We start from the raw sequence: 20,252 nt of genomic DNA, 5'->3' as shown, positions 1-20,252 counted from the left end.
AAGTTATTAGATAATTTTAACTATAAATAATTAAAATCAAGTGAGTGTGTCTCCTGTTATTGTGCAGGTTACACGCTCTTTTTTTGTTTATTCACCTTTGAATTTAAGTTACTCATTAATACGCTCAATCATCATTTACATAAACAGATATAAGTTCTACTACTAATTTTTCTACTGGTAATTGGTATGATTTTTTATAATAAATTGGTATGTATTAATATTTAATATTGGCTATTAATCATCATTTGGTTATTCTTTTGATAAGCTTATTATAAAAAGAGTCTCATCTTTTTGAGGTAATTATATGTTAATCTTAAATAAATTAGGGGTACCTTTTGCCTTCTTGTTCTTATCTCATGTTGTCTTTGCGGGAGATAATGAAAAAATTAATGCCCACTCATGTGCGCAGATTGATAATAAAATTGCTAAAGTTAAAACTGCAATGGAAAATCGTTATAGTGAAAAAAGAGGGCAGTCTTTAAGAGCAAAGTTAAAAGGCTTACAAAAACAAAAAACGTATTGTAAAAGGAAAAATTTTTCTACATCTTAAATGAATATAGATTATGGGTAATCTACATAACTTATTTTTATTTTATTAAGCCATTATATTTAATTAGGAGAGTATTTTGAATCAATTACTAAATATTATCATCTGTATCTTATTACCACCTTTGGCTGTTTTTCTAAAATTTGGACTAGGGAAAGATTTTATTATTAATCTTGTTCTTAGTATTTTCTTTTTTGTACCCGGCATTATTCATGCGTTATGGCTTACAACCAGATAAAGTGTTTTTAGGTAATAAAAGAAGTGCAAAAAAGCCATAAATAGGACCATTTATGGCTTTTTTATAGTACTTTTTTGATGCTTTCTAATCAGAACAGACAATGTGTTCTGAATATAATTGTTGTTCATCTGCTGTTTTAGTTGTCGCTTGCCGTCCAGCTAAAAAACTCTTTAAATATCCCATAGCAGCATAAAATATGACGGTATAGCCTAATACCTCCAACCCTTCCTCTACCACGCGTTTTATAAGGCGCTCATAATCGGGACCTAAAATGCCTTGCCATAATTCACCCATTCCAAAAATACGTGAAAAGACCAGTAATAATGTCATGCCAATGCTTAAACTAATAAAGTGTCGACTTTGTACGAATCTAGCGAAGGCGCTTAATGTCTTTTCAGGGGCTTTTAAAGCATGGATAATCGACAATAAAGCAACCAACGTAGCAGGGTAAACCCAAAAGCCGTGTTGAATAGTATCCAGTAAACCATCAAGTTCCCGAATTAACATACAGGCAAAAAAGCCTGCAATAAGCACACTGAAATGTCTGACTGAAGGGTCTTTATAAGCGGTATAGGTAAAAGATAAGGTGGTACAAAATAATAAAGTTTCCTGTAAAAGCTCTGTTGCTGAATACTCAGAGATACCTTGATCTAAGTTGATCACACCGTGCTGCATATAAATAAGATCAAAGGCAAGAGCTAAAATAGGTAAGGTCACTAAAAGAGATAACAGCAAAAATTGTTGAAAGCCTTTTAGGATGATGCGTAAATCAGATGACATAGTTACTCCGCTAAAATAAAGTATGGTGTATTGTCCTTAATGCGAGATTCCGTTCTACTTTATTAATGAGACGCAATATTATATCTTCACAAACAAAAAATCACACCATTTAAATGATGAAAAAGTAAAGAAAAATAATCGTAACATGTGATTTTTGTTGTGTTTTTTTGTGTTTTTTTTGTGTGTCTTTTATTGTTAACTGTATTAGTTTTTGTTGGATTATTTGCTTGGATTTATTGTTTAGTCTCAAACGGTAATATCTAATTACTTTAAAAATAACTTACAACAATCGCTAACCCATTATAGATCATTGAGTTAGCGATCAATTGATAAGATTAACTTAGGTGTAAAAACTACTTAACCGTTAGTTTTACATCTGCATCTCTTAGTAGATAAAGCGCAATACAAGCCGCAAGCATAGGCCACGCAGCAAAAAATAATAGGTTATTGAAACCGTCAATGTAGCGAGGGAATGAAGAAAAAGTGGATGCAGCGTGCATTAATAAAATAATACCGTAAGTAAGGCGTTTTTTGATGCCAGCAACAAATGCAAGAACTAACAACAGTTGTAGTGCGCCAAGAATATAAAAGATGGTATCACTTACTCCATTGATACCATAAAATGCTTTCATAACCAGCGCACTGTGTGCTGGATTGATAAATTTATCTAATGTCCACATAAAGAAAACGATAAAAATACCTAAGCGTAATGAAAAAAGTGACCACTGAAGGCGGTTTTGTAGGTTTGCTGAAACAGGTTGTGACATAGGGAAATCCTTAAAAATGTTAAACGGTTTAATACAGAACATATCAAGACCGTTGCCTATGTTGTTTTATTTCACAAATTTACAATTAATTTTAAAATAATGACGCGTTAGTTCATAAGTATCATTCGTGATGCTTTACAAAAAGCATTAATTTAGACCCTTCTTGTGTTGCTTATCGTCATTAACTTCATACTAGTAGCCAAAGAATCAGGATAAATTAAAGAGACTTTCAATGATCAAAATGTTCACAATATTAATACTACTTATTGCTGGTGGATACGCTTACTTTTTATATTCAAATAATGAATTGCCTTTTATTACTGCTAACACAGCAAGTGTTTCCATTGATGACAAAATAAAATGTACGACTAAAGAAGGCCGAATTTTATACGGGAAAGTTCCTGATGGTGTGATTTGTGAGCGCCTTGAGTCAGTAAAAGGATCGATTATTATTTTGCCAAGTGAAACTAAAAGTGAACGTAAAGCTTCTATTAATTTATTTAATAAAAAAAGTGAACTAGCAAATTCAAAATACCGATGTGATGGTCGAACCTATTGCAGTGAAATGCGTTCAAAAGCGGAAGCGATCTTTTTCATAGAGAACTGCCCAAATACCAAAATGGACGGTGACCACGACGGCGAGCCCTGTGAAAGTGATTCTCGTTTTTAAATTCATTTATAGTCATTAACGAAGAGGAGGATTAATAGCTATAAATAATCTCAACTCGGATAAGGAAAAGTATTGATGAAAAATAGCATGCTTATGCTGTTAGCGCTGTTGCTTGCTGCGTGTGATAACCAAAGCCAACCTAATGGGGTTACTTCAGAGCCATTAGCCAAATATGAGCAGATAAAAGAAGCAGCTTACACAATCAGCATTTCGGCTAATAGCGAACAACGCCTGAGTGATGCTTTTAAAGATAAGCGTTCAGATTTACAGATTGCTGGTAAAGGAACAGTGGTGAAACTACTTACTGATGACCTAAAAGGTTCTCAGCATCAACGTTTTATTATAAAAACGAATACTGGGCAAACATTACTGGTCGCACATAATATAGATTTAGCGCCAAGAATAAACACTCTAAAAGTCGGTGATAGCATTGAATTTTATGGTGAATATGAATGGAATAAACATGGTGGTGTGATGCATTGGACACATAAAGATCCTAAGCAACGTCATATCGATGGGTGGTTAAGGCATGCTGGTCTAGTTTATCAATAACAACAAAAGTGCCGTTAAACTTAAAATGAGCTCAGCATTCGAGCTCATTAATTTGCCTTAAAAGTTGTTTATCACTGTTAAGGCAAGTGATCACTAATATTAGTTTAGCGTTTGATCGATGATTGGCGACGACGGCCTTTTTGCGCTTTTTTCGGTGCGTGTGCAGCGTTTGAATCAGGCACAACCAACTTCGCTTCAAAGCCTTCAATCACTTCACGGTTAATGAAGTAACCTAAATGACGTTCGATAGCACATAGGTTTCTAAAGTCATCACGCGATACCAATGAAATAGCTTCACCTTCAGCGCCAGCACGACCAGTACGACCAATACGATGTACATAATCTTCGGCTTCATCAGGTAAGTCGTAGTTAATTACACGCTCTAAATCATCAATATCAATACCACGAGCAGCGATACCCGTTGCTACTAAGAACTGAATTTTTCCCTCTTTAAAGTCTGCCATTAACTGCTCACGCACCGCTTGGCTTCGTCCACTATGGAATGATTCTGCTGCAATCTCTCGCTTTTCTAACTGACTGACTAGTTTAGCGGCACCACGTTTAGTTTCGATGAATATCAAGGCTTGTTGCCATTTATTCTCATGGATCAAATGGCTTAATAATGCCGATTTAAACTCTTTATCGACAGTGATCAAACGCTGGGCAATTTTAGGAACAGTAACATTTTCTGGTGCAATTGATATCTCTACCGCATCGGTCACAGCTGTTCTTGCTAAAAAGCGTACTTGCTTTGATAAAGTCGCTGAAAATAACAGGTTTTGACGTTGTTCAGGCAACTTCTCAACGATTTTATTAATATCTGCGATGAAACCCATGTCTAACATGCGATCCGCTTCATCAATCACTAGAATAGAGGTTTCATCAAAGTGAATGGCACGACGTGTGTACATATCTAACAAACGACCAGGGGTCGCTACTAAAATATCAACACCTTCAATCAAGCTTTGCTTTTGTGGTTCAACATCCACGCCACCATACATAGCCATCGAAGTAATATTAAGGTGCTTGGCATAAAGTTGAATATTGGCTTCCACTTGAATAGCTAGCTCACGCGTCGGTGTTAAAATCATAGCGTGAACACGTTTAGGGCGAACTAAAGGCGCATCAATTAATTTTTGTAATATCGGTAAAACAAAACTCGCTGTTTTGCCGGTACCTGTTTGAGCGGCAGCAATTAGGTTTTTGCCTTTTAATACAACAGGGATTGCTTTTTCTTGGATAGGAGTTGGCGTTGTATAACCTTGTTCAGTTACGGCTTGTACAATTGGATCACTTAATCCAAGGTATGAAAATGTCATTTTTTGTCTCTACTTATCAAGTTAAAATGGTATAAAACGGCCACATTTTTACATAAGCAAAGTATCAAGCGTATCTCACTGTCGCTAACGCTAAACGGTGATGTGCATAACAAAGATGGAAAAGTGACAGGTTTTATGAATTATTCGGTTTTATTTGTTGTTTCTTTCTTTATTTCTTTTTTTATTACAACCTCAAATCAGAAGCGCTGAATACAACGGCTGATTTGAGGTTTTATCTTCTATTGCAGGTTTAAGCTTAATTTTTTAGCTTCTGCCTGACTTGCTAGGTATTCATTATAAGTACCTTGGAAATCAATTACTTTTTGATCTTTAATATCAAGAATACGCGTCGCTAATGAAGATACAAATTCACGGTCATGGCTGACAAAAATCAACGTGCCTTTAAAGTCTTTTAATGCGTTATTTAATGCATCAATTGCTTCTAAATCCATGTGATTAGTGGGTTCATCCATTACTAAAACGTTAACATCTTGCATCATTAACTTGCCGAATAATAAACGGTTTTTCTCTCCACCAGAACAGTTACGTGCTTTTTTATTCGCATCATCATCGGTAAATAATAAACGACCTAACATACCGCGTACGATTAAATCGCTGTGTTTGCTAGTGCGCCATTGACCCATCCAATCCATCAAGGTTAAATCATTATCAAAATCGTCAGTGCTGTCTTGTGGGCAGTAGCCGATAGACGCATTTTCAGACCATTTAACAACACCTTCGTTATGTTCAAGGTCATTCACTAAACAACGCATAAAGGTTGTTTTACCCACACCATTTTCGCCGATAATAGCCAGTTTAGCACCGGCTTCTAAAATAAGGTCACCACCGCTAAATAATGGACCTTCATCAAATCCATGACCTAAACCTTCCAATACTAACGCTTGGCGATGCATTTTTTTACCTTCATCAAAAGATAAAGAAGGGTGCATACGGCTTGTAGATTTTACTTCATCAAGTTTGATTTTATCCATCTTTTTAGCGCGTGAACTTGCTTGTTTTGCTTTAGAAGCATTAGCACCAAAACGGTTTACAAAGTCTTGTAATTCGTCGATTTCTGCACTTTTCTTAGCATTTTCAGATAATAACTGTTCACGGATCAATGAAGATGCTTCAAGGAAGTATTCGTAGTTACCTGGGTAAATACGTAATTCACCGTAATCGATATCAGCCATGTGCGTACACACAGAGTTTAAGAAATGACGGTCATGTGAGATGATAACCATAGTACAACGGCGTTTATTCAACTCTTCAGACAACCAGTTAATGGTATTAATGTCCAAGTTATTGGTTGGCTCATCTAATAACAATAAATCTGGGTTTGCGAATAGGGCTTGTGCTAATAGAACACGTAGCTTCCAGCCCGGTGCCACTTGTTTCATTAAACCAAAGTGAAACTCTTCTTCGATACCAGCGGCTAATAAAATATCACCGGCACGGCTTTCAGCAGTGTAACCATCCATTTCAGCAAACTCACTTTCAAGTTCACCTACTTTCATGCCATCTTCTTCTGTCATTTCTGGTAAGTTATAAATACGGTCACGCTCTTGCTTGATTTTCCACAGCGGTTTGTCACCCATAATAACGGCGTCAATTACTGTGTATTCTTCAAAAGCAAACTGGTCTTGGCTCAAAGTACCGACTTTAACACCCGGATCTAATGATACATTACCTGAGCTAGGTTCTTGAGCACCAGTCAGAATCTTCATAAACGTTGATTTTCCGCAACCATTGGCACCAATCAAACCGTAGCGGTTGTAGTGTCCAAATTTGGCTGAAATATTTTCAAATAAAGGCTCGGCGCCAAATTGCATTGTAATGTTTGCGGTAGATATCAAAGTCAAGATTCCATCAGTTTAGAGCAGCACTTATTCACCTAAAAGTGATTAACAGCGTTGCAGAAATAATAAGGTCGCGAAGTATACAGATTAAGCAATTAAAATGTCGAATTATGTGAGTAAAAGCAGGTTATTTTTTGTTTTATTTTTAATCACATTGAGATGGTAGTTGGATAGAGTGAGATTGGTCTAAGCAAACTAAGTGTGAAGTACCGTAAATAAAGGGGGAGTTTTGTTTAATGATTGGTTAAGTACTTTTGTGCTTTCATAGCTAGAAGTTCGGCTTTGTAAGTGTTTTGTTGTTTTATAAGTGTATTTAGAATTTTGTAAGTGGTTCCTTTCAAAAATATGTGGATAGCGGTTAACAAACTTATCTAAGCTACTTTATACCTATATTACTTTCCATTTTTTATTTATTAATAATTTAACTGACATCTCGAATATTAAGTTAGATATCATTACATCAATTGACATTTAGTGGTGATGGGAAAGTGTTAAAAGCTAAACGAAGCTATATTTCTCTCATATCGATCAAAAGCTATCTCTGTTAAATAAGATTATAACATTTCAAACTTAGTTGATTATATATCCACTAAGCTAAGCCATCCTCATTATGAATTAAATATATTGCTGACTATAAATATTTGATTAGAAACATTGAAGTTAGATTTATAGCTAGCTAAGCGATTAATTAGTAATGTAATGTTCTCTTTTGTGTTAATAAATCAACTTGGTCATATAAGCCATTGTAACTTTGTTCTAATATAAACTTTAGAGGGTCACAATAATATGAGGATAGATAACTATGCGACAAGATAATGAATACTTAAGAACTCTTATGTTAGAACTAGAAGGGGTCCCTGATTATGACTTTAATATTAGAGACATTAAGAAATTGGGGTACGATATTGAAGAGCCAAAATTTATTCTTCATTTCAGGTTGCTATGCGATAGCAGTTTAATTGTTCCATCTGGCAAAGATGGTTATGGGTTTGGCTATGATGGCGCTAATAATTTTTCTTGGGAAAGTATTGTTCCTTTGAGGTTATCTGCTACAGGTCATGATTTTCTTGCTGCAGTCAAACAATCTGAGGTGTGGGATAAGTTAAAAAAAGAGTTTTCTGATGCAAGCATTAAAACATTGGTAGCTGCTGGGCTTAAATTAACAGAAGCGTATGCAAAAAAGAAGGTTAATGAGATGCTTGAAAATTAGTAGAAAACTGTGAAAAGTAATGGACTTTATCCTTACTTTTCTTATGTAGAATAAACGATATTACAGAAAATTATTAGCATAACTCCAGTTAACTACAAGCTTAAAACATTAATCAATGTGACTACTTCATTGTCCCGTCAAGTTTCCCCAAGGTAACGATTCATTTTAGCAACAGCAAACAGGACGTTTGCTGTAATTTCAGAATGGCCATGGACGGCCATCCTGAAATGGTGCGTTTAAAATGAATAGTTAGCTTGGATTAGGAAACGTCACGGGTGGTCTTTCTTTTGGTTCTGTTTTCTTTGGCCATTTAAAGAAAATGAACCCGCCGCAAGGGCGGAATACCAAGCTCAGTCGTAATATAAAAGCCCCGATGAGCGCAGACGAATCTATTAAGCCGGCAGTCAAATTAAACACCAGATTGATCAATTATCTAATTTACAACCCTTGTTGGTATTGTGCGTTAGTTGACACGGTTACCATACCTGTCACAGTTGCAGCTGCTTGTTGATCACCTGCTAAGAAATCCTCAAAATGCTTAATTAATTGCGCTTTATCCTGCTTCTCTTTTGAACCTGAACCAATATCCGTTAGGTCGATAAAGAACTCATCAAATAAGTCCGAAAAGTCTCTTACTGCATCAAAATTCAAGAACTGCTCGTGGTTGTAAATACTTGGATAACCACCTAGTTGCTTATCAACGGCAAATGAAATGCCTTTGACATTAGTGATGGTAGTTGCTTTTTGACACTTCAACATACAGCCATCTTCAATGCTTGGTTTGTTACAACCTACTGTTTGCTGGAAGAAACATTGGCGACTTGTCATCATTAAAATAGGATGGTAAATACTGTACAACATTTTAAAATTGGCAGGACGTTTGATATTTTTGATTTGGTTACGGTTGATCTCATTAGAAATAAACGCACCTGCACAGTTAAGCTCTTCTTGCATGGTTAACAATGCATAAGAGTTGGTGGTGTTTAAAAATGGACCTGCGATCCACTCTATTCCCATTTCAAACGCTTTATAAGCGATGCCCGTATTGTTGGTTACGATACGTTCAGGTTTTAATTCTTCTAAAATACGCACCGCTTCAATGTAATCTTTACCAATTAATACCGCTGGAAACCAAGGAATAAAGCGCGGATTACGCACTAAAATATCACGTTGTTTGTTACAGCGTTTTTTAAAACTTTCCGGTAATTTGAAGTAGATATCTGCGTCGGTTAAGTCACCTAAGTGTGCATCTTTCTCATCGCTGATTAATATTGATAACGTTGGTTTTTCGTTTAATTTAGGGTGAGAAGCTAATGGCGGTAAAGTGACTGCGGGGATCACGTTTTTTTCACCATTAAGGTAGTAAGCGACTTTGTTTTTAACTTCAGTTAGCTCTTTAAATGGAATCGTTAAGCTATCAGCAAGTTGTGAAAAATCAAATTCAGCCACATTATAACGGCTGTTTTTAAAGCTTTTAAAACGTTTTGCAATTGCGTCTGATGTGACGGCTGATTGCTCTGAAGCAATCATTTTTGAGTTAGATTCTACAATAAAGGTTTTTTCATCAATCACGATAGTCACGGTGAACGGAGTATCTAATTGCCCTGAAAAGCTTAATGATAAATCACTTTTATCAATATTTAAGGTGGCTACTTTAGCTGCCACTTCATCAACGATTTTATTTTTATCATCGCGTAAGTCTTGTTGTACTTCTTGAATTTGTACTACTGAAATTGCATTATTTTTTTCATTAGCATGGGTAAAACTGTTATCGCGTGGATTGTCGATAAACATATCTTTAGTCAGGTTGCCTTTCAAAAACGAGTTAGTGAAATCACGGTTAAATACTTTGTATAAAGCAGAGTCATCGGCTAATAATTTACCTGTATCCACAAAAGTATTAATCTGCTGACGCCAGCTATCCACAACCGTATGCACGTATTGTGCACCTTTAATACGACCTTCAATTTTTAATGAGTCAACACCTGCTTCTACCAAATCAGGTAAATCAAACCACGCAGAGTTATCTTTTAAATTAAGTGGGAATTTATTACCTGCAGCAGTGACTTCATATTCATCACGGCAAGCTTGACTACAGCGACCACGGTTACCTGAGTTACCGACACTCACTGAGCTTGAATAACACTGACCTGAAAATGCGATACATAATGCACCGTGTACAAACACTTCGGTTAATACTTCATTATCATGTGCTAAAGCAGTAAGCAGTTTGATTTCAGTTAAATTTAATTCACGTGATAAATTAGCGCGGGTTGCACCAATTTTAGCAAGGAATAAAATTTGTCCTTCATTGTGCGTTGTCAGCTGTGTTGATGCATGGATATGTAAGCTTGGGAAAAACTTTTTAACCAAGTTAAATAACCCTAAGTCCTGCACGATGATGCCATCGATACCGGTATTAACTAACTGGTTTAATAGTTTAGTGAGCGTTGGGATTTCATGCTCTAGGATTACGACATTAAGCGTTAAAAATACTTCACATTCATATTCATGTGCTAGCTTGATGATGCCGACTAAATCATCAAAGGATAGATTAGCGGCACGGTTACGAGCGTTAAAAATATCTAAACCGCAATAAATCGCGTTAGCACCTGCAATTATCGCCGCTTTAATTGCGTCAACATCACCACCAGGGGCTAATAATTCGATTTTTCTACTCATAACTTGTCACCATCTATTTAATTCATTTTTATTTTGAGGCGCGAGTTTACCCTTATCCATAGTGTTTTGCTATCGTGCAACGGGGGATAATAACTAAGCGTTTATTTTGTTGAATATTTAAAACCGCTTGCGATTGAAAGTAATTGAATAGGCACTTTATTATTCAGTGTTTGTTCAGTAGGTTTAGGGATAGACTGTTATACCGTAACAGCCTGTTATTTATTATATTAAGAGACACGATTGTTATATTTTAAATTAATAGCGAAAAGTAACTTAAACGAAAAAGGATAATAAAATGATTGAAGTAGGCCAAAAATTACCAACTGCAACACTAAGCCAATTAACGTCTGAAGGTATGGTTCATCATGATGTTGCTGAATTATTTGCCGGTAAAAAAGTAGTGTTATTTGCTGTACCAGGCGCATTCACGCCAACTTGTTCTGAAGAGCATTTACCTGGTTATGTAGTACTTGCTGATAAATTCCAAGCAAAAGGGGTTGATTTAATTGCATGTGTTGCTGTGAATGACGCCTTTGTAATGAAAGCATGGGGTGAAGTACATAACGCATCTGAATTATTAATGTTAGGTGACGGCGATGCAAGTTTTTCTAAAGCATTGGGGTTAACGATGGACACTGCAGCTTTCGGTGGCGTTCGTTCACAACGTTACGCAATGGTGATTGAAGATGGCGTGGTTACGTTATTAAACGTTGAAGCTGCGGGTGAATTCGAAGCAAGTAAAGCTGAAACATTATTAGCTGCACTGTAAACCTATCTATTTATTGGCTTTATCCATGAGCTAATTAAAAATCCCTTGCAAGGTTTGTGGCAAGGGATTTATTACTGACTAATTCTAATCCTTGTTCATCTCTTAATTTGATTTTCCACGGTACCCACCTGATCTATCGTGACTGAAACAACATCTCCATCATTCAGTGCTTTGGTACGTCCAGGCGTACCCATAAAAATTAAATCACCGGGCATTAATGTAAAGTATTGGCTTAAATAACTGACCACTTTGGCTGGTTTGTGGATCATATGCTTGGTATTTTCTTGTTGTACTATTTTGCCGTTTAATTTAGTGGTTAAGAGTAGGTTGTTATAATCAACACCGACGGTAATCATTGAACTGATAGGGCCGAATCCATCACTGGCTTTTGCGCGCATCCATTGTAGATCTGAGCCTTGCCAGCTGCGCTCTGTTAAGTCATTGCCTGCTAATACGCCAAAAATCACACTATCTGCTTGCGACTCGTTAATGCTTTTGGCTTGTTTACCGATCACTAATACTAATTCGCCTTCAAAATGTACGTTCTTTGCATCTTCTGGTAAGTGAATGGCTTGTCCTGAGGCAATTAATGAAGTAGGGAGTTTAAGAAATAATGGCGGTGGTGCATTTGAGGGCTATGACAGGTGACTATCAAAGTTCATTCCAACAGCAAATACCTTTTGTGGGGCAGTTGGTAGTAATAAAGTGACATCTGCTAATGCAATGGTATTGCCTGTGGCACTTAATTGAGTAAATAATTCACCGCTGAGTGGTTGAATGGAGTCTCCATTAATCTCGCCATAACTGATGATTTGGTTATGCTCAAAACGTACAATATGCTTAACCTCTGCACTAGCTATGGAAGGAAGTATTAATCCCATTATTCCGCCAAAAATAATTATAAAATATTTCATTAGGTGACTCCTGTCTTGGTAATAAAAATGAATTTAATTGGCATTTAAAGTGTTATTTAAAAGGCACTATTTAAAACATGTGCTTTTAGATACGTACCAGTTAGGGCAATGGATTAATAACATCGCTTAAATCTGGAAAATAACAAATGATTTCCACGCCTGCTTGTTTTGCTTTTGTAAATAAATCAGCATATTTTTTATCAATAAAGTCTGCGGGCTGCACACGCTTTATGCCTGAATGTAATACTGCAAATAATAAAACACTGCGATAACCTTGTTGTTTCATCTCTATCAGTTCGCGTAAATGTTTTTGGCCGCGTGTTGTTACCGCATCAGGAAAATAGCCATCGCCAGCTTGCTTGCGTTCGTCTAATAGGGTGCAGCTCTTCACTTCTACGTAGCAATCAACTTTATTGTCATCGGTTAATAAAAAATCGATACGGCTATTCTCTTCACCGTATTTTACTTCTGCTTTACAGCCTTGGTAGTTGAGCAATGCTGGGATCTGTTTTTGTTCAATAGCATCTGCAATGAGTGCATTCGCTTTTGCTGTATTAACGTAGATCCAATGACCTGCTTGCGTAAGTGTAAATTCCCAAGTGTATTGGTATTTACGTTTTTTATTATTCGAGGTGCTATATAAAACAGTATCGCCCTCGGTGGCGCAACCTGTCATCGCGCCCGTGTTGGCACAATAAATGGTTGTTTCACTGCCATCTTCTAAAATTACATCGGCTAAAAAACGCTTATAACGTTTTATTAAGGTGGCTTTTTTAAGGGGAGTTTCAAATATCATATTTATTCATATCTCTACTGTTGTTGGTTTTATCGCGTAAGTCTATTCAGGTGATTTTATGGCATCAGCTTATTTAATCGTATTTTATTGTTTATTAGTCGCAGAATTAAGGTGTTATTAATTTTTATTTAACAATTTACTAACAATGCAGATATTCACTCTTTACTATTTAAATGATAATCATTATCATAAATATATTGTTTATTAATCTATCTGCATAATCGTCAGCCGAGGAGTGTTAACCGCTATCTTGAAACTACATTAACAGGGAGCAACCTAAAATGACTATTCAAATCGAAATTGATAAAGATAAATTGCTATATTTGTTTGAGCAAGGCGTGTTGTGTGCCGCTGATTTTCGTTGTTTAAACGGTGAGTCCAAACAGGCAGTGTCTCAGTTATGCCTAACAAATTGTGCAAAACGATTACAGATAAAGACCTGTACAATTCCTATTTCTGTTTATAAACAAACACATTAATACAGTGGTTCAGTCATTTAACTGCTTTTATCTATGAGAAAGGCTGAGGGGAGTTAATATGACACCATATTAATAACTGGCGTCTTGCCGCTAGGTGAATATTAATAGGTGAGCTTCAATTGAGGGGATCATTTGTTCCTAGTTTATGCCTAAAGGAACCGTATGATGACTTTGCCTACAACACGGTGTCAGCATAGCGGACGGTTATTTTTACTGATAATGCGTATTACATTTCACAAACAGATCACGTAAACTACGCGCTTATTTTTTAAGCCAATTATCAGGTGAATCATGATACGTCTCAACCAAGTTAAATTACCGCTCGACCATAATGAACAAGCGTTGCAGCAGTTTGTATTAACAAAGCTAAATATCAGTGCACAGCAATTGGTTAATATTCATGTATTTAAGCGTGGCTACGATGCGCGTAAAAAAAATCAAATCACCCTTATTTATACCCTAGATATCACTTTAGTGGATGTTGATGAAGCTAAGTTATTAGCTAGCTTTGAGAAAGATCAAAATGTCCGCGTTTCACCAAATACCGATTATCAATATGTTGCGACTGCCCCTGCTCATTTAACTGAGCGTCCAATTGTGATTGGTATGGGACCTTGTGGATTATTTGTTGCGTTGATTTTAGCGCAAATGGGATTTAAGCCAATTGTTTTAGAGCGTGGTAAATCAGTACATGAACGTGCTAAAGATACGTTTCGTTTTTGGCGTACTAGTGAGTTAAACACTGAATCAAATGTACAGTTTGGTGAGGGGGGAGCAGGTACCTTCTCCGATGGTAAGTTATACAGCCAAGTAAAAGATCCGGGTTTCAAAGGCTTAAAAGTCAAACAAGAATTTGTTGCTGCGGGCGCACCGGCTGAAATTATCTATGTCAGTAAACCGCATATTGGTACTTACAAGCTTGTGACGATGGTCGAGAAAATGCGCCGTAAAATCATCGAGCTGGGCGGTGAAATCCGTTTTGAAACACGTGTTGAAGAACTAAATGTCGAAGAAGTTGACGGTAAAAAGCAAGTGACTGGCGTGACCTTAAAGGGCGGAGAAGTGATCAACTCTCGTTATGTCACTGCTGCTATTGGGCACAGTGCGCGTGATACTTTTCAAATGTTGCACGATAAAGGTGTCCATATGGATGCACAGTCGTTTTCGATTGGCTTCCGTATTGAGCATAAACAAGAGATGATTGACCAAGCTCGTTTTGGCATTAATGCTGGACACCCAATATTGGGTGCTGCGGATTATAAGCTAGTACATCACTGTAAAAACGGCCGTAGCGTTTATAGTTTCTGTATGTGTCCGGGTGGTGTTGTTGTTGCGGCAACATCGGAAGAGCATGCGGTTGTGACTAATGGTATGAGTCAATATTCTCGTAGTGAACGTAATGCAAATAGTGCGATTGTAGTAGGAATTTCCCCTGAAGACTTTAATAACGATCCGTTGCAAGGGGTCGCACTGCAGCGCAAATTAGAACGTCATGCTTATGTGATGGGTGGCAGTAATTATGATGCTCCTGCACAAATGGTCGGTGACTTCCTTGCTGCTGGCAAAGGTAAACCGTTTGAAAACGTTGAGCCTTCTTACAAACCGAATGTGAAAATGACCGATTTAAGTGACGCATTACCAGCATTTGCAATTGATGCGATTCGTGAAGCCTTACCTGCTTTTGCTAAGAAGATCCGTGGTTTTGATAGTAAAGATGCAATGTTAACAGGTGTTGAAACACGCACCTCATCTCCGATCCAAATTAAACGTGGCGATGACTTCCAAAGCATTAATACACAAGGGTTATATCCAGGTGGTGAAGGTGCTGGTTATGCTGGTGGTATTTTATCGGCTGGTATTGATGGCATTAAAATCGCTGAAGCAGTGGCATTGAAAATGTTAGCGGATTTAGACACGTAACTTTTCCTTTTTTCGTTTTACTTATTAGGTTATTTAAATAAGCTTCTTTTATCCTAAACGTTTCTTATTTGCTGATAAAAAAGCACTGCGACAACGGTTATTAATCACTGTCGCAGTGTTTTTATTTCACGCTTCTTATCTTGCTCGCATCTAGCATCCATTAACTGACCGCAATTAATGCCGCCGTATTTTATTGGCTATGCTGTTTTTGGCGTTGTAATAATTTACTTGGCCCGGTTGTGGACTGTTTTTTCTGTCCTGCATAAAGGTTGAGAGTATTAAATGCGCCTTTTAATCTTGAGGCGCTGTAATCTAGTTCAATGAGAGGCAGAACGGCTTGATGCATTTCAGGAAATAATGATTCTACAGATTGAGAAATCAGTTCAAATAAACGTTTAAGGTTAATTTTGTGTGTTTGCCCTGTTTGCTCAAATAACCAGTCAGTGATCGCCATAAAGTGCTCAAAAGGGTTGCCCGCTAAAATATGGTCTAATGAATGTTTAAAGCGTCCCGAATTACCAATCATATCCCAATATCTTGCAAAGCGATTGACCAGTTGCATCGTCGCAAAGTCGACTCTGTCTGTGCTTAATATATTAAAAGGTGGCAAGGGATTAAAACGCAGGTCAAAGGTGTCAGTATGCCTAATAATAGGGCTGCCTTTGAGGCGTTTCAAAATACCCATTTGAATTTCATGAGGATGGCATTCATAAAGCTGATTAAAGCTATCTTTAAAGCTTTCAAAGGTTTCGCCTGGTAAACCAAAAATAAGATCCGCATGGATATGTGCGGTAGTATTTTCTTTTAACCAAATTAAGTTTTGTTTTGATTTGGCATTGTTTTGCTTACGGCTAATATTCGCTTGTACTTCTTGGTTAAAGGTTTGAATACCTACTTCAAACTGCAAGCTACCTTCAGGGAATTGCGCCAACATCTCTTTTAATTTTCGCGGAAGGTGGTCAGGCACCACTTCAAAGTGTAAGTATAAATCATCGGTCATTCTATCTAAGAAAAATTGCATTATTTGCAAGGATGTATTGATGTCTAAATTGAAGGTTCTATCAATAAACTTAAAGTTACGTGCACCACGTTGATACAAGGTTTCCATTTGCTTTAAGAAGACGGTTAACTCGTAAGGATTTGATTTAGTGTCTAAAGATGATAAACAAAACTCACACTTAAAAGGGCAACCGCGAGAGGCTTCTACATACAATAAACGATTCTTTAAATCCTCGTCACTGTAATATTGATAAGGCATTTCAAGGTCTTTTAAATCCACAGGTTTAGACTTCAAAATTTTATTGTCTGGCGGGTTATTATTGATTAGGTCCTGACATAATTCATAGAAACTGATATCTGCTTCACCGGTTAATACATAATCTGACGCTTGTACTATCGCTTGTTGCTCTGATTCATAACTGACTTCAGGGCCGCCTAATACCACTTTGACTTCCGGTGCGATCACTTTTAATAGGCTGACGACATTAGTGGTTTCGACGATATTCCAAATATACACACCAAAGCCAACAATAGTCGGTTTGGAAGCTAAAATTTGTTCCACAATATCAATTGGCCAAGTTTGAATAACAAACTCTTTTATTTCAGCGATAGGCTGTAGATCTTTTAAATTGGCGTATAAATAACGCAAACCTAAACTGGAATGAATATATTTAGCATTGATGGTCGCTAATACTATTTTCGGGGACGCTGACCCGCTACTGGCAGGGGGCTTAGCTTCACTTAGCGTTGTACGCATAATGGTTAGGTCATGGTCGAATTGTTGCATAGCAGTTGAAGCTCTTAAGTATTTAGGGAATATGTGCGAATAATACAGTAATCAATAGGTTTATTCAGCGCTTGATTTATTACGTTGAGAAAAGTGAGGTTTTGATTGTTGCTAGAAAGTTTGTGTATTTTGTATCTGGAATGGTAACGAGTATCAAAATCCTGTATATCTAAGACTCTCAATTTATTGGCTTTTTCGTATTAAGGAACAGAAATGAATATAGTTTTATTAGATGCATTAACATTAGGTGGCAGTGATTTATCTGTTTTCAATAATCTAGGTGAGTTGACTGTTTTCCAAACTACAGATGCACAGCAGACATCTGAACGGTTAGCAGGGCAGGAAGTTGCCATTACTAATAAAGTAGTGATCACTGCGCAACACATGGCGGATAATCCACAGCTAAAACTTATTTGTATTTCCGCAACAGGCACTAATAATGTCGATTTAGTCGCTGCTGAACAAGCTGGCATTGAAGTTAAAAATGTATCAGGTTATTCAACTGAAAGTGTTAGTCAATCTACCTTCTCTCTATTGTTTCAGTTAATTCATCAAAGTCGTTACTACGACCAATATATTGCAGACAAACAATGGTGTGATAGTCCTGTATTTACTCATATTGAACGTCCTTTTTATGAATTAAAAGGTAAGCGTTGGGGGATTGTTGCAATGGGCTCTATCGGACAACGTGTTGCTGAACTTGCTACTGCATTTGGTTGTGATGTTTGTTATTACTCAACGTCAGGTAAAAATACACAGCAAAGTATTCCAAAAGTGAGCTTAGAAACGTTATTAAGTGAATGCGACGTTATTTCTATTCATGCGCCATTTAATGCTCAAACTGAAAACTTAATTGGTGCGAAGCAGCTAAAACAGTTAAAAGCCGGTGCAGTGATCATGAATTTAGGGCGTGGTGGAATCATTGATGAAGAAGCGATGGCCGAAGCGTTAGAGACGCAAGATATCTATCATGCGACGGATGTACTCGCGGTTGAGCCGATGTTATCAAATCACCCTTACTTATCCTTAAAAGCATCGCATCGTTTAGTAGTGACGCCGCATACCGCTTGGGCAAGTGTAGAAGCTCGTCAATGTTTGTTAGAGAAAGTGGTTGAGAACATCAACGGTTACGTGGCTGTAAATTAGTAACTGTATGTAACAGTATAAAAAGACATCAAACTTAGGTTTGAACTTCTAGTATAAAAAGCATAAAAAATGCCGCGCTTTAATCATTTGGACTCAAATAATAAGCGCGGCATTTTATATTTCATCTTATTGGTTATCTGTTAACCAGGAAAGAAAACCAGTTTAAGGAAGAATAAAACAGCAAGGAACCAAACGCTTGCGCTTAACTCTTTCATTTTACCACTAGCCACTTTGATCGCCGCGTAAGCAATGAAACCAATCGCAATACCGTTAGCGATAGAGAATGTTAATGGCATCATGATTGCTACAATAACCACGGGCGCGGCTTCTGTAATATCATCCCAATTAATACTTTTTAAACCGCCAACCATTAATACTGCAACGTATAATAATGCGCCCGCAGTTGCATATGCTGGAACCATGCCGGCTAATGGCGCAAAGAATAGAGAAAGTAGGAATAAAATACCGACTACGACTGCTGTTAAACCAGTACGGCCACCTTCAGCAACACCCGAAACACTTTCGATATAACTTGTTGTTGTCGATGTGCCTAACATTGAACCCGCGATAGAAGCGCCACTATCCGCTAATAACGCACGGCTTAAACGGGGTAAGTTACCGTCTTTATCAAGTAGTTTTGCTTTATCCGCTACGGCAATTAATGTACCTGATGTATCAAATAAATCGACGAATAGGAATGCAAAGATAACGCTGATCATACCTACGTTTAATGCGCCGGCTACATCCATTTGCATGAAAGTAGGCGCAATGCTTGGTGGCATAGAAACAATACCAGCATATTGAATATCACCCATTAATAGGCCGATAACAGTAACGCCTAAAATAGCTAACATCACGCCACCCTTAACACGGTAATGTGCTAGTGCGATAATGGCGATAAATCCTAAACAAGCTAATGCCGCTGGTAATGCGGTTAAATCACCTAAGCTAACTAGTGTTGCTGGGTTTGCAACAACAATGCCGGCATTTTTTAAGGCAATTAAACCCAAGAATAAACCAATACCTGCTGCAATGCCTTTGCGCATAGGCAGTGGAATTGAGTTAATGATCCATTCTCGAATTTTGAATAAACTTAATAAGGTAAAACAAACACCTGAAAGGAATACCGCACCTAAGGCAACTTGCCAGCTGTAACCCATATGCAATACCACTGTGTATGAGAAGAAAGCATTTAATCCCATACCCGGTGCTAAAGCGACAGGGTAGTTTGCATATAAACCCATAATGAAACAACCAATTGCAGCGGCTAAACATGTTGCTACGAATACAGCACCCGAGTCCATACCCGTGGCAGATAACATTGATGGGTTAACAAAAATGATATATGCCATGGTTAAAAAAGTGGTAAAGCCTGCAACAATTTCTGTTTTCACATTACTGTTGTGTTCGCTTAGTTTAAATAATTTTTCTAACATAATTTTTCCATTACTCGCGCGTGTGGAGGTCTATTTCCTTCCGACCTATTAATATCCACGATAATAATTAAGTGATCTATATTATTGGTCAAAATCACTTATTTAATACAATCGATATAAGATGAATAAATTCTCTGTGTGAATTTCGCGCAATTATAAAAGAACTGATTTTATTAGCTAGTCTAAAAAGTCAATTAATCTGATTGATACTTAGATCTGGCTTGGCTTAGAACAAAAAACAAGCTACTTTTTGTGAGCTGAAAAAAACTGACCTTAGTCAGCTTTTTGTTTGATATCTCATTGTTGTTAGCTTGAGATAATTGATGATATTGATCACTTTAGGAGAGTTATTTGCCCGTTACCATTTAAGTGCATGTTCATA

The 20,252-nt window shown here is 37.1% G+C and carries 17 protein-coding genes and 2 pseudogenes; 9 read left to right on the top strand and 10 right to left on the bottom strand.

The features are described 5' to 3' along the window. Positions 1-304: 304 nt before the first annotated feature. Positions 305-550, top strand: a complete 246-nt coding sequence (locus H5084_RS01565) for a hypothetical protein (RefSeq protein ID WP_028867548.1) — start codon at positions 305-307, stop codon at positions 548-550. 76 nt (positions 551-626) lie between these two features. After that, a complete protein-coding gene (locus H5084_RS01560; protein ID WP_037070811.1) occupies positions 627-785 on the top strand; it encodes a YqaE/Pmp3 family membrane protein in 159 nt (52 codons plus the stop codon). A gap of 84 nt (positions 786-869) precedes the next feature. Here the strand turns inward: H5084_RS01560 and H5084_RS01555 are convergent, their stop codons facing one another. Both H5084_RS01555 and H5084_RS01550 read right to left on the bottom strand, forming a co-directional pair. Beyond that, positions 870-1,565, bottom strand: a complete 696-nt coding sequence (locus H5084_RS01555) for a hypothetical protein (protein WP_051368947.1) — start codon at positions 1,563-1,565, stop codon at positions 870-872. A 353-nt stretch (positions 1,566-1,918) separates the two neighbouring features. Further along, positions 1,919-2,332, bottom strand: a complete 414-nt coding sequence (locus tag H5084_RS01550) for a hypothetical protein (protein WP_028867550.1) — start codon at positions 2,330-2,332, stop codon at positions 1,919-1,921. Positions 2,333-2,864: 532 nt separating this feature from the next. Here H5084_RS01550 and H5084_RS19615 point away from each other — a divergent pair. After that, positions 2,865-3,002: pseudogene (locus tag H5084_RS19615) on the top strand (excalibur calcium-binding domain-containing protein); the annotation flags it as partial. Between the two features lie 75 nt (positions 3,003-3,077). Next, complete coding sequence (locus tag H5084_RS01540) at positions 3,078-3,554, top strand: DUF3465 domain-containing protein (RefSeq protein WP_245600357.1); 477 nt, start codon at positions 3,078-3,080, stop codon at positions 3,552-3,554. 104 nt (positions 3,555-3,658) lie between these two features. Here the strand turns inward: H5084_RS01540 and H5084_RS01535 are convergent, their stop codons facing one another. Then, positions 3,659-4,873 (bottom strand): DEAD/DEAH box helicase, encoded by a 1,215-nt coding sequence (locus tag H5084_RS01535; protein ID WP_182689327.1) that lies wholly within the window; start codon positions 4,871-4,873, stop codon positions 3,659-3,661. A gap of 239 nt (positions 4,874-5,112) precedes the next feature. After that, positions 5,113-6,729 (bottom strand): ABC-F family ATPase, encoded by a 1,617-nt coding sequence (locus H5084_RS01530; protein WP_182689326.1) that lies wholly within the window; start codon positions 6,727-6,729, stop codon positions 5,113-5,115. A gap of 805 nt (positions 6,730-7,534) precedes the next feature. On the opposite strand from H5084_RS01530, the gene H5084_RS01525 reads away from it, so the two are divergent. Next, positions 7,535-7,942 carry a DUF2513 domain-containing protein gene (locus H5084_RS01525; protein ID WP_259396660.1) on the top strand — a complete coding sequence of 136 codons (408 nt, stop codon included), beginning with the start codon at positions 7,535-7,537 and terminating at the stop codon, positions 7,940-7,942. Positions 7,943-8,380: 438 nt separating this feature from the next. On the opposite strand, the gene H5084_RS01520 is transcribed toward H5084_RS01525, so the two are convergent. Continuing rightward, on the bottom strand, positions 8,381-10,624 hold the full coding sequence (locus H5084_RS01520; protein ID WP_182689324.1) for a peptidase U32 family protein: 2,244 nt from the start codon (positions 10,622-10,624) through the stop codon (positions 8,381-8,383). A 295-nt stretch (positions 10,625-10,919) separates the two neighbouring features. Here H5084_RS01520 and H5084_RS01515 point away from each other — a divergent pair, with 295 nt between their 5' ends. Continuing rightward, positions 10,920-11,393, top strand: a complete 474-nt coding sequence (locus tag H5084_RS01515) for a peroxiredoxin (protein ID WP_182689323.1) — start codon at positions 10,920-10,922, stop codon at positions 11,391-11,393. Positions 11,394-11,488: 95 nt separating this feature from the next. On the opposite strand, the pseudogene H5084_RS19485 reads toward H5084_RS01515, so the two are convergent. The 3 genes and pseudogenes from H5084_RS19485 to sfsA form a co-directional block, all read right to left on the bottom strand. Beyond that, a pseudogene (locus H5084_RS19485) lies at positions 11,489-12,004 on the bottom strand (fumarylacetoacetate hydrolase family protein); the annotation flags it as partial. A gap of 24 nt (positions 12,005-12,028) precedes the next feature. Then, positions 12,029-12,307, bottom strand: a complete 279-nt coding sequence (locus H5084_RS19480) for a DUF2437 domain-containing protein (protein WP_220485874.1) — start codon at positions 12,305-12,307, stop codon at positions 12,029-12,031. Positions 12,308-12,407: 100 nt separating this feature from the next. Further along, positions 12,408-13,103, bottom strand: coding sequence for a DNA/RNA nuclease SfsA (gene sfsA / locus H5084_RS01505; RefSeq protein ID WP_182689322.1), 696 nt, complete (start codon positions 13,101-13,103; stop codon positions 12,408-12,410). A gap of 281 nt (positions 13,104-13,384) precedes the next feature. Here sfsA and H5084_RS01500 point away from each other — a divergent pair, with 281 nt between their 5' ends. Together H5084_RS01500 and H5084_RS01495 are read left to right on the top strand one after the other, a co-directional pair. Then, positions 13,385-13,582, top strand: a complete 198-nt coding sequence (locus H5084_RS01500; protein ID WP_028867559.1) for a hypothetical protein — start codon at positions 13,385-13,387, stop codon at positions 13,580-13,582. A gap of 291 nt (positions 13,583-13,873) precedes the next feature. Continuing rightward, positions 13,874-15,502 (top strand): NAD(P)/FAD-dependent oxidoreductase, encoded by a 1,629-nt coding sequence (locus H5084_RS01495; RefSeq protein ID WP_182689321.1) that lies wholly within the window; start codon positions 13,874-13,876, stop codon positions 15,500-15,502. A 190-nt stretch (positions 15,503-15,692) separates the two neighbouring features. Here the strand turns inward: H5084_RS01495 and H5084_RS01490 are convergent, their stop codons facing one another. Beyond that, a complete protein-coding gene (locus tag H5084_RS01490; protein ID WP_182689320.1) occupies positions 15,693-17,288 on the bottom strand; it encodes a B12-binding domain-containing radical SAM protein in 1,596 nt (531 codons plus the stop codon). A gap of 213 nt (positions 17,289-17,501) precedes the next feature. Here H5084_RS01490 and H5084_RS01485 point away from each other — a divergent pair, with 213 nt between their 5' ends. Continuing rightward, positions 17,502-18,434, top strand: a complete 933-nt coding sequence (locus H5084_RS01485) for a D-2-hydroxyacid dehydrogenase (protein ID WP_182689319.1) — start codon at positions 17,502-17,504, stop codon at positions 18,432-18,434. A gap of 140 nt (positions 18,435-18,574) precedes the next feature. Here the strand turns inward: H5084_RS01485 and H5084_RS01480 are convergent, their stop codons facing one another. Continuing rightward, complete coding sequence (locus H5084_RS01480; RefSeq protein ID WP_182689318.1) at positions 18,575-19,870, bottom strand: NCS2 family permease; 1,296 nt, start codon at positions 19,868-19,870, stop codon at positions 18,575-18,577. Positions 19,871-20,252 lie beyond the last annotated feature (382 nt).

The sequence above is a fragment of the Psychromonas sp. SR45-3 genome, assembly GCF_014163575.1.
In the GTDB taxonomy this organism is placed as follows: Bacteria; Pseudomonadota; Gammaproteobacteria; order Enterobacterales; family Psychromonadaceae; genus Psychromonas; species Psychromonas arctica.
Note: the sequence above shows the minus strand (reverse complement) of the source record. Positions and strands in the feature narration are given on the sequence as shown.

What these genes read in the sequence shown, in the direction of transcription:
- H5084_RS01565 (WP_028867548.1), top strand. Translation starts at nt 305, where the DNA reads ATGTTAATCTTAAATAAATTAGGGGTACCTTTTGCCTTCTTGTTCTTA.
- H5084_RS01555 (WP_051368947.1), bottom strand. Translation starts at nt 1,565, where the DNA reads ATGTCATCTGATTTACGCATCATCCTAAAAGGCTTTCAACAATTTTTG.
- H5084_RS01550 (WP_028867550.1), bottom strand. Translation starts at nt 2,332, where the DNA reads ATGTCACAACCTGTTTCAGCAAACCTACAAAACCGCCTTCAGTGGTCA.
- H5084_RS01540 (WP_245600357.1), top strand. Translation starts at nt 3,078, where the DNA reads ATGAAAAATAGCATGCTTATGCTGTTAGCGCTGTTGCTTGCTGCGTGT.
- H5084_RS01535 (WP_182689327.1), bottom strand. Translation starts at nt 4,873, where the DNA reads ATGACATTTTCATACCTTGGATTAAGTGATCCAATTGTACAAGCCGTA.
- H5084_RS01525 (WP_259396660.1), top strand. Translation starts at nt 7,535, where the DNA reads ATGCGACAAGATAATGAATACTTAAGAACTCTTATGTTAGAACTAGAA.
- H5084_RS01520 (WP_182689324.1), bottom strand. Translation starts at nt 10,624, where the DNA reads ATGAGTAGAAAAATCGAATTATTAGCCCCTGGTGGTGATGTTGACGCA.
- H5084_RS01515 (WP_182689323.1), top strand. Translation starts at nt 10,920, where the DNA reads ATGATTGAAGTAGGCCAAAAATTACCAACTGCAACACTAAGCCAATTA.
- H5084_RS19480 (WP_220485874.1), bottom strand. Translation starts at nt 12,307, where the DNA reads ATGAAATATTTTATAATTATTTTTGGCGGAATAATGGGATTAATACTT.
- sfsA (WP_182689322.1), bottom strand. Translation starts at nt 13,103, where the DNA reads ATGATATTTGAAACTCCCCTTAAAAAAGCCACCTTAATAAAACGTTAT.
- H5084_RS01500 (WP_028867559.1), top strand. Translation starts at nt 13,385, where the DNA reads ATGACTATTCAAATCGAAATTGATAAAGATAAATTGCTATATTTGTTT.
- H5084_RS01495 (WP_182689321.1), top strand. Translation starts at nt 13,874, where the DNA reads ATGATACGTCTCAACCAAGTTAAATTACCGCTCGACCATAATGAACAA.
- H5084_RS01490 (WP_182689320.1), bottom strand. Translation starts at nt 17,288, where the DNA reads ATGCAACAATTCGACCATGACCTAACCATTATGCGTACAACGCTAAGT.
- H5084_RS01485 (WP_182689319.1), top strand. Translation starts at nt 17,502, where the DNA reads ATGAATATAGTTTTATTAGATGCATTAACATTAGGTGGCAGTGATTTA.
- H5084_RS01480 (WP_182689318.1), bottom strand. Translation starts at nt 19,870, where the DNA reads ATGTTAGAAAAATTATTTAAACTAAGCGAACACAACAGTAATGTGAAA.